Below are 13,111 nucleotides of genomic sequence, written 5' to 3' on the forward strand. Positions count from 1 at the left end.
TGCGAACAGCCCTACTTTTATGCAACTTAGTTCAAAATTTTCAGTCCGAGAGAGAGTTTTTCATGCGAATCTCTTCTGCAAATGATGCTCTTTATAATGTTGTTCAAAAAACTGCTGTTTTGCTCCGAAAGGCTTTTAGGCTTTCAGTCTGCTGTTGCACATGAGCGCTAATGCGATCGCACGCTAACTCACAAAGCTCAAAAATTATTGGATCGGCAATCTCATAATATGCACTAGTGCCTTTGGGTTGACGAGATAAAACCCCTGCTTGAGTTAACATTTTCAGATGCTTAGATAGATTTGCTTGACCTAAGCTAGTAGCTTCAGCAATTTCCATCACATTCATTGGGCCTGATTTGAGACAATTCAAAATCTGTAGCCGACTTGCCTCAGATAAAACCTTGAAGTACTCAGCAACTGCCACGAGAACAGATGGATCGGTCTTGAGTGGCTTAGTTTTTGGCATAGGCAGATTTAATTATTTAGCACAATAATTACTTAATAACTAATCAGTATTATAATTAAATTCTTAATTAAATTTCAATAACTTTTACTACTGAGGACTTGCCATACCCCAATAGTTAACAGTGCTGAGTGCTGTTAGCGAATAGCGGGGCGTTTAGCCCGTAACTCGGCTTATAGTAAAAAAGTAATAATTGCACTCCTGAACAAACTGCGCTCTTGTGCCTAACCCCTGATATTCTACAACCTAGCAAAGAGACTTTTGCATTCCATGTATGCCCTGCTTGTGCTTCTAGCTTGTTCTATTTCGTAACCTGTTAATGCGATCGGATCGCTTACAGTGGGCGCTTGCGCTATCGCCCGAAAGTCCCCTTTCATATTTGGGTGGCCCCGCGCCCTGGATTAGCACAGTGGATAGCCGAGGGTGTTATCAAGCTCAATCAAATTTAGTCCCCTTCGGTATCTTGTGTTTACCCCAAAAATACCCCTTTTTCGCGGACACCAGACACTAAACGCTAAAAGCCTTATGCAGCATAGATATTTAGTAGACATCACTACAGACACTTTGTGTCTCTTGGTGTTTGGGAGACACCAATAATAAATCAGACAATAAATAGATAGTTATAAACTTGTTAACAGGTTCATCTTGGAAGATGCTCTTTGGATCTAGGATAAGTATTACCTTGTCAATGACAAATGTAACGGTTGATAAATGACATTTGTTAGATACGCCTTCTTGCTTGTAACGGATAAATTTAGGCTATCGAACACAAGGAATTATAGAAACCGCAAGAATCAATTGTTCGTGGTTCTTAATTCTTCAACTAACTCAAATCAAGGAGATTTAATATGCCCAAGAAGGCTTATGCTATCCTTCTGGATATCATAGATGAAGACAACGGATACTTGTACTTTCCCATCAAACGTGATGGACAAGTTTACGGGGGAATGCCTCAATTTTTTGGAGGCACTAAAAATATTGGAGAGAGTGATAGGGATACAATCTTACGAGAAATGCAAGAGGAAAGTGACCAAACCCTAACTCTTAAACCTGGTGGACTCACTAGAATATATACACAAAATGTTGGAAGTGACCAATATAATTTCTACGTCGCCACTAATTTCTCAGGTCAAAATTTTCTTGGGACTTTGAAAAACCCAGAAATGAAATCTATCACCAGATTTCTTGTCCAGATTGGGGCAGATAACACCATCAAGGATCTGCTTCAAAGATTGAACACTATTCCTACACCAAAATTCACCAATTCCGAGACTTATACAGCCTTTGATAAGGCGATTAAATGGAGCGAAAGAGAAAACAGCAAAAACAATGCAAAAGTGTCGACAGACCCAAAAAATTCTCTGCTACTAAATTTCAATTTCGATCTAAATCAAAACCCAATTAGTCCGAAAAATCTTCAGGAAGTATATTTGTCTGCTGCCAATAATTTTTCCTTAGCACAAATTTACTCGCAAGTCATTTTAGAGCAAGTAGAGATTGATGTTTCTTCTATTGATGAAGGACTTGCTATTAAAATTAAAGCCTTTCAAGACAGATTGCAAACTAATGCCAACTTTTTTCTCAATAAACTTATGCCAGGACTGATCGGGCTAATTGCTGATGGAACTAACTTTAATGCCATCTTAGACAATGCGTTCAAAAATGAACTTCAAAATATCCGAAATTCTTTTAGCAATGAACAAGCGCGAACTTCTGCCGCCAATATTTTCTCAGTAGTCAGCACTCAAGCCGAGGAAATACAGGTTTATGCACAAACTTTAGCGACGAACTTTTCAGCCACCGAGAAATTAGTTATCTCCTTTAGTAACAAATATCAAGTCTCACTAGAAAAAGCAGTGACCGCATTGGGTGAAGCGGCGAAGCTCCTTTCTGCGGATATAGATATTCTGCAAACGGAAATTGCACAGAATATTAACGATATTGTTGCGGGTGCCCAAAAAACAGGAGGTGCAGTAACTCAGCTAGGCATAGGCATATTGACTACTATTCAAGGTTCCGCTAAAGATCCTGAAGGTGAAGATCCTAAAGCTCCGTCTGTCGATTTTGCCATTGAGGCCATTCAAGCAGGTAGCAGTGGAGTGGGACAGTCTTCCCAGGCGATGAAAGACCTAGAAGCCAACAACCAAAAGCTTGCTACGCTCTATCAAAAGCTTGCCAGTGATAATGCAATTTTGGCTGTTGCAAAAGCTGTTCAGGTTCAGAACGAACTGTTTATCAATGCAATCAGTGAAGCAGCGCTTAATGCTCAGGAGCTTGCTTCCAACTGGGGGATTATCACTTCCGCTTTCTCAGACTTCTCGAATTCGATCCTGAGAGTAAGCGAGCAACAGGATGCGCTCGACTTAGCGTCAACGGCACAGGGCGCTAAAACAATTTGGACTGCCTTCTTTGGAGAACTCGCATTTATCAAGGGTTCAATTATCGGTCAACCCGATCTTCTCAATCTCGATGCAGCGTAATCAAAACACTAATCTACTTAAATCAAACAAATTTGTCTACAACAGGAGAAATCATCATGCCTAACTTTACCATTCAAGCCGCACAAAAAATTGACGCAGCCTCAAAAACTCAAATATCCCAAGGGCTTTTAATTCAGACTTACTGCAACAGCGTGTTGAGTCAGCCTAATGTCAATTTTTCCGGGTTCAAAACTCTAGGGCAGTATCAAACTGATATTAACAACGGTCTAACAACTGCACAAGGTCATGCGAATACCTATCTGAATATCATCCAGCCCGCCATCATTACCAATATCACCAACATCAATAACTACTATTCTTTACATAGTGCAGTTGCCTCCACCCTTCCGCCAGGATCGACTGTCGAGCAATGGTTAACCGCTTTGAGCATCCTGAAGAAACAATCCACACAGTATCAAACTGATGCTAATAATATCGTCAAAACATTACAAACTCTTCATAGCAACCTAACCACCGACACCGCTAGCTTTGCAAAAACTGTTAGTGAGTTAAATGCCGCCGTAAATGGTGACGACGGTATCCTCAATTCAATTAACGGTGAATTGAATAGCATTCAGAGCAAGATTGATGGAGCGATCGCTGGTACTGTCTTAAGCAGTCTGGCAATTGTTGGTGGAATCTTTATTGCTGCGGTTGGCGGGATCGCTGATTTCGTCACCGTAGGCGCTTCAACTCCTGTACTAGCGGGTGGAATCGCCTTAGTTGTGGTCGGAGTAGGCGGTGAGGTGGCATCAGCAATAACTCTGAAAAATTTGAATGACCAAAAAGCTAACTTACTTACACAAAAATCTTCCCTCACCGCCGAAGTCAATCTCGCAACTGGTATCAGCACTGCTTATACTAGCCTCAAAAATCAAGCGGGAGCGGCAGTTACTTCTGCCACAGAGATGGAAAATGCCTGGAACTTTTTAAGCAGCGATCTAGGAAACTTAATTAACGACCTCGATCAAGGAATAAAGGGCACTGGGGAAGTACGACAAATTTTCTTGACTGCGGCCAATTCAACAGTCCAAAGCGTGATTACCGATACTACTATCATCAAAAATCAGATGACTGGTGTGTCGTCCTCTGTCGCCCCCTCTAATGCAACCATTGGTGATTATATCGTCTCTTTAGCAAGACAGCACCAACTGGCAGTCGCTTAATCTTGTCCAAATTATCGGGGCGAACGATATTAGTTCGCCTCCGTTGATTTCTAGTTTCTAATTAAGGAGTTTTTATGAGTGATCCATCAACAGGTTTTCTTTCTCAAGCCATTGCTAATGCAGAGGCAGTAGAAAGACAAATTGCCTCTTTTGGGAATATTCCTGATACAGCACAAACGATTCAATCTCAATCAATTACATTGTTGAATAATACTATTCCCAAGATTCAAGCCATTCAAGCTAAAATACAAAACTTTGCCAGCCTTGCAAGCTTGCAGCTTACTAAAGCTGAATCCGAGCTTTCCAATAATACCTCTCTCGATACCATAAAATTTTTATTGCTTCAGGTAAATACAGAAGCCAATTCATTAAAAACTGATGTCGATGGGGCAGATAGTATTACCAGAGCTACATTTTCCGATATTGCTGAATTGTCGAAACAACTCAATGGTGTTGAATCAACTTTAAATTCGGAAATAATTTCACTAAACGTTCAATTACAGTCCGCATCGCAAGAAGTTTCAGCAATTCAAAGTAAAGAAAAATACTATGCTTTACTAGGGATCTTGGGACTTGCTGGACTTGCAGCAGCAATCGCTTTACTTGTAGAAGCTGAAAAGAAGCTGAACAGTTTAGCAAGCAATATGCACTCTCTTTCGGGGCAAGCTTCTCAGCTTTCAATGATCAGCACTGCCGTTAAGTCCATGAATGCGGATTTTTTAACCCTTTCTAACAAGTTATTATCCCTCAAGAACGCCGTAGATTTCTTATCTAGCGATATTAGCGAGGTAATTAATGATATTGACAATGCAAAAGGAGAGCGAACGATGGCAAAGCTTTATATCCTTACATCTCTTCGAGAAGTGCAAACATTGAAGATTGACGCATCGTGAACTGAAGAAGGCAGCTATGCACAGGGCAGAAAGCAGCTATTGTTTCGACCACCTTCAGAGGATGAATGAACAAGTCCTCTTCTTGGTAGCAAAACATTCTAGATCCCCCTAAATCCCCCTTAAAAAGGGGGACTTTGACTCCGGTTCCCCCTTTTTTAAGGCAGGGCTGATTCATTCCCTAAAGAGCGCTAAATATCAATGGTTCTAGCGATTTAAAATTGATTATTTTGTTGCCAGCGTGCCAAGAAAATGAACAATTTTACTGTTGTTTAAGTGCTTAAAAGTTCATCTTCTCATCACCCTCACTGACAATTTTCTCGCTAACCATCTTGACAAATCCTGTTTGAAATGGAATGAATCAGCCCTGCTTTTTTAAGGGGGGTTAGGGGGGATCTAAAAGTGTCTAAAGTCACAGCGAAATACTTGTTCATTCAACCTCTAAGAGCGATCTGACTTTTCCCGTTAAGTCGTGAAACAACGAATATATCTTATTCGCAACCAATTAATTTTAATGACAATGAATCACGAGAAAATAGGGCTTTAGGCTAGGGGTATGCTAAGTGGCATTACGAATCGGTTCAGAGTTCTCTAACCAGGATAGGCAAGAGTTGGCAACTATTGCAGCTTGAGTGCGATCGCGCAAATTCAGCCGTGCGAGGATATTGCTAATATGGTTTCTTACCGTCCCTTCCGAGAGAAAGATTGCTTGGGCAATTTCGCGGTTACTCGCACCCTTGGCAATCATCAGCAAAATTTCTCGTTCTCTGGCGGTGAGTTCTGTCATACCTGGGGGTAGCTGCTGCTTGTCTGTTTCTGCAACTGCCACATTCGCAATCATCTTCTCGACAATTCCTGGCCCAAACTGGGTATAACCCTTGTGAATTGAACGAATTGCCTCTGCTAGTTCTTCAGTCGGTGTATCTTTCAACAAATAGCCTTTAGCGCCAAAGCGTAGCGCCTCAGCGACATACTTGGCATCATCAAAAGTTGTCAGGATAAGAATCTTTATACCGGGAAACTTTTCGCAAATTAGGCGTGTAGCTTCTACCCCATCCATTACAGGCATCCGAATATCCATCAGTACTATATCTGGTGGTAGAAACTGCGCCTGTAAGGACTCGATGAGTTGAATTGCTCTTTGGCCGTTGTCTGCTTCGCCGACAATTTGCAAATCTGGCTTAATTGCCAACAAGGTTTTTAAACCTCGTCGAACAATCTCCTGATCTTCTGCAATTAATATTCGGATCATGCTGCCAACCTCGAAAATCTTGCGGTAATTCGACAACCAGCACCAGGCTCGCTAGTAATTTCTAATTGACCACCAACTTTTGTAGTGCGTTCCCGCATTCCCTGAAGTCCAAAGCCATAACCAGAGCTATCAATCGACATACCTTTGCCATTATCCTGGATAACTAACAATAAACCCTCAGCAGTCGTTTGAATCTGAATCTGCACTCTGGTGGCTGCCGCATACTTGCAAATATTTGTCAGGCTTTCCTGGACAATTCTATATACTACCGTATTGACCTGATTAGATAAAGGATAAGATAAGTCAATTTGGCATTCTGGCGGGATGCCAGTAGTGCGGTAAAATTCTTGAGTTAGAGTAGCGATCGCTTTTTCTAACAATTGACCTTGCAATGGGTCAGAGCGAATTTCGGATACAGACTGCCGCACTGCTTTTAAGGCATCAGAACCTAATTGTTTCGCCTCCTGCAAAAATTCATAGGCTTGCTCTGGTTCAATCCGCCACAAAGTTAGAGCCGTTTCCATTTGAATGTTGAGTGCGACTAATGCGTGACCCAAAGAATCATGGATATCACGGGCAATGCGATGACGCTCTTCTAATGTTGCCATTGCTTCGATTCGCTGATTGAGTTGCCGTTCCTGTTGTAATGCTTTGAGCAACTGTGCTTGCAAGCGGCAAATTGTGAGTTGATTCTCAACCCGCACCAGAACTTCCTCAACTTGAAATGGCTTAGTAATATAGTCTACACCCCCAACTGTAAAAGCTTTCACCTTATCAAACACTTCATTGAGGGCGCTAATAAAAATTACTGGAATTGCTTGGGTGTTGGAGTTAGCTTTTAAGCGTTGGCACACCTCATAGCCATTCATCCCTGGCATATTAATATCTAGCAAAATCAAGTCAGGGGGTTGGGCTTGTATCCCCATTAATGCTGTTGAGCCATTAGTAACACTGCGAACTTCATACCCCTGTTCAATCAACATCGTGGATAACAAGCGTAGGTTATCCGGCGTGTCATCAACTATGAGGATGTCTCCTTTGAGGAACTGAGTACCATCCATGAGGCATTTACAAAAAGAAAACGTAGCTGAAATTAAATTATATGCTGTTGATCAAATATATACGGGCTGTAGATTTAAATCATCGCCATTAAAAATGTTCAGAAATTGGAAACTAAGTACAAAATTTACACTATTACTTACACTGGTTTTTCTCGGTGGAATTTGCTTGAGTGGAATTATCTTGGCTTCAGCAATGAAGCACGAAGCCGAAGAGGATATTAGCACCAAAGCAGAAATTCTTACCCAAACGATGAACGCTGTCAGGAATTACACCGACAACAGCATTAATCCTCTGCTAGAAAAGCAACTGTTGACTGCACCAGAGTTTATCCGCCAAACAGTCCCCGGTTTCGCAGCGCGGCAAGTTTTTGAGCAATTTCGCGCCCATCAAGGATATCAAAGCTTCCTCTACAAAGAAGCGACACTAAATCCGACCAATCTCCAAGACCAAGCAGATGAGTTTGAAACCAAACTGGTTCAGCAATTTCGCCAACAGCCGCAACTGACCACGCAAACTGGATATCGCACTAAAGATGGAAAAAACCTGTTTTACATCGCCCAACCACTAACAGTAAATCAGAAAAACTGTTTGCAGTGTCACGACCGACCGGAATTAGCTCCCCAAAGCATGATTCAAAGTTACGGGAGTAACAATGGATTTGGTTGGAAACTCAATGAAATCATCGCCGCACAAACAATATATGTACCAGCAGATGAGGTATTTGCTCATGTGCGGGAAACGCTGACTTTAGTTATGAGCGTTGTGATTGCTGTTTTTGCCCTTGGTATCTGGCTGATTAATCGCTTTTTGAAGCATACAGTAATTTATCCCCTCAGACAACTAACAGCGATCGCTCAAAAAGTCGGTGCTAGTACAATTACTATTGAGCAAGTAGATGGCTTTAATTCTCCCAGCATTACGAAAGTAGCGCGACAAGCTGACGAACCAGGACAACTCGCACGCACTTTCCAGTACATGGCCCATGAAGTTGCGATGCGTGAGCAAAATCTGACTCAAGCAGTCCAACAGCGCACCGCTCAACTGGCAGAAAGTATTCAAGAAGCAGAAACTGCTAGAACCAAAGCCGAAGCCGCCAACAAAACTAAAAGCTTGTTTCTTTCTAATATGAGTCATGAACTGCGAACTCCCCTCAACGTCATTTTGGGATTTACTCAGTTGATGATGCGTAGTAGTTCTGTGAATTCGCAATTGCAAGGTTATCTAGACACAATTATTCGGAGTGGCGAACACCTGCTGACTTTAATTAATGATGTGTTGTCAATGTCCCAGATTGAAGCAGGTAAAATTACACTGAATGAAAATGATTTTCATCTCGCTAATTTTCTGGATTGGCTAAAACAAATATTTCAATTAAAAGCAGAGTCAAAAGGAATTAAACTCATCTTTGAATTAGCACCTAACTTACCCAAATCCATCCATACAGATGAAAGTAAACTGCGCCAAGTTTTAGTAAATTTATTAAGTAATGCTCTGAAGTTTACAACGAACGGTAGCATTATCCTGCGAGTGTCAGTAGTTAAAAATGAAGAAGTAACAACTGACGATGATGGAAAACTGACACTTAACTTTGAAGTTTCAGACACGGGAATGGGAATTTTACCACAAGAACTGACAAACTTATTTCAACCCTTTATTCAAACAGAAACTGGTCGTAATTCTCAGGAGGGGACTGGGCTAGGATTAGCCATTAGTCGGAGTTTTGTTCGGTTAATGGGAGGAGAAATGACTGTTGAGAGTCAGGTAGGCGTAGGCACAACTTTTAAATTTAATATTCAGACTTATGCAGTTATTACCGAGCAAATCGAGCAAACAGCACCTAGCCGACAAGTTGTAGGACTGTTGGCGGGACAACCAACCTATCGAATTTTAATTGTTGAAGACAAACCAGAAAATCAGCAGCTAATGATGGAGTTACTAACACCCGTAGGTTTTGATGTGCGTTGTGCAATTAATGGACAAGATGCAATTAACATTTGGCAAAGTTGGTCTCCGCATTTGATTTGGATGGATATGCGAATGCCTGTGTTAAATGGATATGAGGCTACCAAACAAATAAAAGCCATAGGTAATCCAGCGACGATTGTGATTGCCCTCAGCGGCAGTGCTTTTGAAGAAGACAAAATGACGGCATTATCAGTTGGTTGTGACGATTTTGTGCGTAAGCCTTTCCGCACAGAAGTCATCTTTTCAAAGATAGCGCTGCATTTAGGAGTAGTTTACATTTACGCGGAAGATTCTAGGAGTAGCCATAGAGAAAGCCTTATGACTGCGCCTGTTGACTCCCTCACTCCTCAAGACCTAGCTGTAATGCCTAGTGAGTGGGTAGCACAATTGCATAATTTTGCACTCAAAGTTAATGCCAAGCAAATTATGCAATTAATTACACAAATTCCTGAGCAAAATGCTTATTTAGCTATGGCTTTGACTATTTTGGTAAATAATTTCGAGTTTGAGAAAATTGTAGAATTAACCAACACTTAACATCCTACAGGACAATAGCCTAATACATCGGTGTAAAGAAGTATAGCAGTTATAGTCAAAGTGGGAAAACATGGGTTTGTACATCTGAAGTCGCTGATTATTCTGACCAAATAAGAAATACTGCTTAATCACCATTGCTGAGATTCGGTGTCAGTTCAAATTTAAAATTCCTGTTTATTAAGTGCCAAAACAGAGGTAAGCTTAGTCATTATCCAGTATTTTTGCAGAACTTGATTATGAAAATTATTGTCGCCGCTTGTGCCTTATTAGCACTGACGATTCCTACTGTCATGACTCCACGTCAAGCTGTTGCAGATGAATTCAAAGAAAACAGTTGCGAATCAGTTGTGGGCACATACTTAGCAACAAGTACCGCAGTTAGTGACCCTAGCAGTAGTTCACGTGAACTGATCACTTTTAACAAAGATGGGAACTTTACTGCCACTGACTCCAATTCAGGTGGCGATCCGGATGCGACCAACTTTTTTAGCCAAGCCTTTAGTCCAATACACGGCAGTTGGAAGTGTACAAGAAACCAGGAGATTATTGCTAAGGGATTTAATTTTAATTATCAAACACGCAAGGGATTACCAGCGAGTCTCAGTATCACGACATATAGGCTAAAGTTAAATTCCAAAACTCAAACAGTAACGGGGGTTGCCTCATTTGACGCTTACGATTTAAATAGCACACCTCAAAATCCTATCCGGCTACCAAATATAGGAGGACCATTCTTGTCTAACTATGTAGGCAATAGAATCACAGCTAATTAACATCCTCCCCAAGGCAAACGTATCTAAATTAGTCTTGACAAGAAAGCAGATATTTCTTTGTTATATTGAGAAGTTTCTTCAACTTAATAAAGAATTATTTTCAAACATTCTCTCCGGCTAAAAAAATTGGGAAGTTGTAGATACAACCTCCCATTATTTTTCTATATATTAAATAAAATGTCCTATTCTTGGCGGCTAATGGGTCTTGGATGTAACCCAATTAATTTTTAGAAGTGATAATTACGAATACCTGCTTGGTGATTATTAAAGGGTGCATTGGAACCTTCAAGTCCCCGTGCAAGTAGACTTCCTGATTCGCTACCTAAGCCATTTGCACCAGCACTTGTGCCTAATCCTGTACCTTGAATAATGTGGGTATTACCCCAGTCATATTCTGAGATATTTATCTGGTTGATTTGTTGGGCGTTGAATGGCACTGTGTCATTGACACGCCCAATAGTGTAGACACCAATTTGCTTCAAGCCAGTGTTATCAAAAATGGTGATAGTTTGACCTGTATGATACTTGCCAATTGGAGCAAAACCAGTACCAATATAGAATTGAGGACTAGCCACACCATTAACTATGGGTGGAGGATTAAAGTCATAACGGAAGAAAAAGCTTTCCATTAGTGTGGGATTTTGTGGCATTTGTTTTGGAGCAGCTGGTGCCGGGTTTGGCGTTGGCATAACATCTGGCGTAACAGGATTCTGTTTTTGCTTGTGGTGATGTGCCGCGATCGCTGGTTGTCCAATCATTAAGGTATATAGTGGTAGACTCATACCGAGAAGAGCAATTCCAAAAGTAGCTTGTTTGGCGATCGCCTTTAGGAAAGAGTTACGCAATTGAGATGGTTTTTGAGTAGACATAGTATTACTTCCTTGTTGAGTATTTAAGTTAGATAAGTGACTTCGATAGTTTTAAAGTATCTGCAAAGAACTGTTGACCACATCGAATAAATGTCATCACAGGAAAGCCAGGTTGTATTAGGGATTTGCAGTGACGCAGATTGCTGAAACACTGATTTGCCCTGCTGTAATCAAGTTTGCGGTAGTGTTTGCAAAGGCTATCGCCCACTGGGTATCAGAAACTGGGCCAGATGTATCTACATACCAACGACCTGATGCGTTAAAGATAATTCCACCACCCCCGACAACCTTCTTGCCTGCTGGACAGGATACAAACCGAACTGTTTCTCCAAAGGCACCCAATTGCTCATTGACCGTCGTAATAACAACTCGTTCATACCCACTTACACCTGGTGTTCCTTGCGCTCCTGGTGTTCCTTGCGCTCCTGGTGTTCCCTGCGCTCCTGGTAATCCCTGTGGTCCAGGTACTCCTTGCGGTCCTGGCAGTCCTGGCAGTCCAGACGGACCAACCTTATTCCAATTGAGCGGTTGCTGGTCTTTACGGCAGGCAGTTGCACTGGAAACAATTTTGAGTTTCCCATCACGCTCGACACACGCTTGAATCACATTAGAATTAACTATGTTAGGGGGTGTCTGGGAATAAACAGCTTGCATTCCGAGTGGTAGACTCATACCTAGAAGAGCAATTCCAAAAGTAGCTTGTTTTGCGATCGCTTTTAGGAAAGAGTTACGGAATTGAGATGGTTTTTGAGTAGACATGGTATTAGTTATTTGATTGAGTCTTAAGTCAGATGAGTGACTTCGATAGTTTTAAAGTATCTGCAAAGAACTCTTGACCACATCGAATAAATGTCATGTCCCAACCATTACATTTGTCATAACAGGAATAAATGTAATGGTTTGTTATCGGCAGACTCATCTCAAGCTTGACTATGTAATTCCCAACATCAAAGAATAGGGCTAATTTCATGAATTAGTCCTAACAGACGTTTTATCACTCCGTATGCTTTGAATCATAATTAGGACTTACACACTCGTGACGACAAACTAAGCCTTTGCGATTACTTCGCTTCGCTCGTAATGACGTAAAATCGTAGTCTGTGCGTAAGTCCTGATAATTTGAGAAAAATTTTTAACCATAAATTAAGAGAGAGTTAAGGCAATTTTCTTGCAACACAGCCGATAGTAAAGTAAATCTCTGCATCAAATTATGAGAGAGTGTTTAGCTCAACGTTTATGTTCTTTTGGATTAGACACACTCAAGCAACTTTTTAGAATGAAATAGCCCTGCCGATGAGCAAATTCATGAAGCACAGCGTTATGTCCATCCTTCCAGTTATTAGTATCTTGTTTCACCTGTAACCAAGATACTATTACTTGGTCAGTTGTCCACGACTCACCCAGTCTTGCCACACGCCTTTCTTCAGCAACATAATTTCCAATAGATGTGGTCAAATAACACAACAGAATTAGATATACTCCACATCAACGGAATGAGACGAGAACTAGACTGAACAGTTTAGTATAATACCTCTGTCAGGATAACTTTGCTCAATTGGTGACAGATGCCCCATAGGGGACTCAATGGATGTGCGATCGCTAGAATGTAAGTTCCTCCCAAGCAAAAAGAACTAATTCTGATCCAGAACGATTT

At 41.2% G+C, this 13,111-nt stretch carries 10 protein-coding genes and 1 pseudogene; 5 read left to right on the forward strand and 6 right to left on the reverse strand.

The window, feature by feature from the left end:
* Nucleotides 1-103: 103 nt before the first annotated feature.
* A complete protein-coding gene (locus tag GTQ43_RS17240; RefSeq protein ID WP_265273968.1) occupies nt 104-466 on the reverse strand; it encodes an ArsR/SmtB family transcription factor in 363 nt (120 codons plus the stop codon).
* Between the two features lie 944 nt (nt 467-1,410).
* Between GTQ43_RS17240 and GTQ43_RS17245 the strand changes: the two genes are divergently transcribed.
* From GTQ43_RS17245 to GTQ43_RS17255, 3 genes are all read left to right on the forward strand, one after another.
* Nucleotides 1,411-2,943, forward strand: coding sequence for an alpha-helical pore-forming toxin family protein (locus GTQ43_RS17245; protein ID WP_265273969.1), 1,533 nt, complete (start codon nt 1,411-1,413; stop codon nt 2,941-2,943).
* 56 nt (nt 2,944-2,999) lie between these two features.
* Nucleotides 3,000-4,109, forward strand: coding sequence for an alpha-helical pore-forming toxin family protein (locus GTQ43_RS17250; RefSeq protein WP_265273970.1), 1,110 nt, complete (start codon nt 3,000-3,002; stop codon nt 4,107-4,109).
* A gap of 74 nt (nt 4,110-4,183) precedes the next feature.
* Complete coding sequence (locus GTQ43_RS17255; RefSeq protein WP_265273971.1) at nt 4,184-5,002, forward strand: hypothetical protein; 819 nt, start codon at nt 4,184-4,186, stop codon at nt 5,000-5,002.
* A 556-nt stretch (nt 5,003-5,558) separates the two neighbouring features.
* Here the strand turns inward: GTQ43_RS17255 and GTQ43_RS17260 are convergent.
* Both GTQ43_RS17260 and GTQ43_RS17265 read right to left on the reverse strand, forming a co-directional pair.
* Complete coding sequence (locus tag GTQ43_RS17260) at nt 5,559-6,251, reverse strand: response regulator transcription factor (protein WP_265273972.1); 693 nt, start codon at nt 6,249-6,251, stop codon at nt 5,559-5,561.
* Entirely contained in the window at nt 6,248-7,312 is a 1,065-nt protein-coding gene (locus GTQ43_RS17265; protein WP_265273973.1) for a response regulator, read from the reverse strand. Before GTQ43_RS17265 ends, GTQ43_RS17260 begins: the two co-directional genes overlap by 4 nt.
* Nucleotides 7,313-7,406: 94 nt before the next feature.
* On the opposite strand from GTQ43_RS17265, the gene GTQ43_RS17270 reads away from it, so the two are divergent.
* Both GTQ43_RS17270 and GTQ43_RS17275 read left to right on the forward strand, forming a co-directional pair.
* Nucleotides 7,407-9,815 (forward strand): c-type heme family protein, encoded by a 2,409-nt coding sequence (locus tag GTQ43_RS17270; protein ID WP_265273974.1) that lies wholly within the window; start codon nt 7,407-7,409, stop codon nt 9,813-9,815.
* A 236-nt stretch (nt 9,816-10,051) separates the two neighbouring features.
* On the forward strand, nt 10,052-10,588 hold the full coding sequence (locus GTQ43_RS17275) for a hypothetical protein (RefSeq protein WP_265273975.1): 537 nt from the start codon (nt 10,052-10,054) through the stop codon (nt 10,586-10,588).
* 227 nt (nt 10,589-10,815) lie between these two features.
* Here GTQ43_RS17275 and GTQ43_RS17280 read toward each other — a convergent pair whose 3' ends face one another.
* The 3 genes and pseudogenes from GTQ43_RS17280 to GTQ43_RS17290 form a co-directional block, all read right to left on the reverse strand.
* Entirely contained in the window at nt 10,816-11,457 is a 642-nt protein-coding gene (locus GTQ43_RS17280; protein ID WP_265273976.1) for a hypothetical protein, read from the reverse strand.
* A 117-nt stretch (nt 11,458-11,574) separates the two neighbouring features.
* Nucleotides 11,575-12,216, reverse strand: coding sequence for a collagen-like protein (locus GTQ43_RS17285; RefSeq protein WP_265273977.1), 642 nt, complete (start codon nt 12,214-12,216; stop codon nt 11,575-11,577).
* 531 nt (nt 12,217-12,747) lie between these two features.
* Nucleotides 12,748-12,909 (reverse strand): annotated as a pseudogene (locus GTQ43_RS17290) (zinc-dependent peptidase); the annotation flags it as partial.
* Nucleotides 12,910-13,111: the final 202 nt, after the last annotated feature.

Source organism: Nostoc sp. KVJ3, from assembly GCF_026127265.1.
GTDB lineage: Bacteria > Cyanobacteriota > Cyanobacteriia > Cyanobacteriales > Nostocaceae > Nostoc.

Coding starts and splice junctions, on each gene's coding strand:
- GTQ43_RS17255 (WP_265273971.1), top strand. CDS start 4,184: ATGAGTGATCCATCAACAGGTTTTCTTTCTCAAGCCATTGCTAATGCA.
- GTQ43_RS17280 (WP_265273976.1), bottom strand. CDS start 11,457: ATGTCTACTCAAAAACCATCTCAATTGCGTAACTCTTTCCTAAAGGCG.
- GTQ43_RS17275 (WP_265273975.1), top strand. CDS start 10,052: ATGAAAATTATTGTCGCCGCTTGTGCCTTATTAGCACTGACGATTCCT.
- GTQ43_RS17265 (WP_265273973.1), bottom strand. CDS start 7,312: ATGGATGGTACTCAGTTCCTCAAAGGAGACATCCTCATAGTTGATGAC.
- GTQ43_RS17270 (WP_265273974.1), top strand. CDS start 7,407: ATGTTCAGAAATTGGAAACTAAGTACAAAATTTACACTATTACTTACA.
- GTQ43_RS17245 (WP_265273969.1), top strand. CDS start 1,411: ATGCCTCAATTTTTTGGAGGCACTAAAAATATTGGAGAGAGTGATAGG.
- GTQ43_RS17240 (WP_265273968.1), bottom strand. CDS start 466: ATGCCAAAAACTAAGCCACTCAAGACCGATCCATCTGTTCTCGTGGCA.
- GTQ43_RS17285 (WP_265273977.1), bottom strand. CDS start 12,216: ATGTCTACTCAAAAACCATCTCAATTCCGTAACTCTTTCCTAAAAGCG.
- GTQ43_RS17260 (WP_265273972.1), bottom strand. CDS start 6,251: ATGATCCGAATATTAATTGCAGAAGATCAGGAGATTGTTCGACGAGGT.
- GTQ43_RS17250 (WP_265273970.1), top strand. CDS start 3,000: ATGCCTAACTTTACCATTCAAGCCGCACAAAAAATTGACGCAGCCTCA.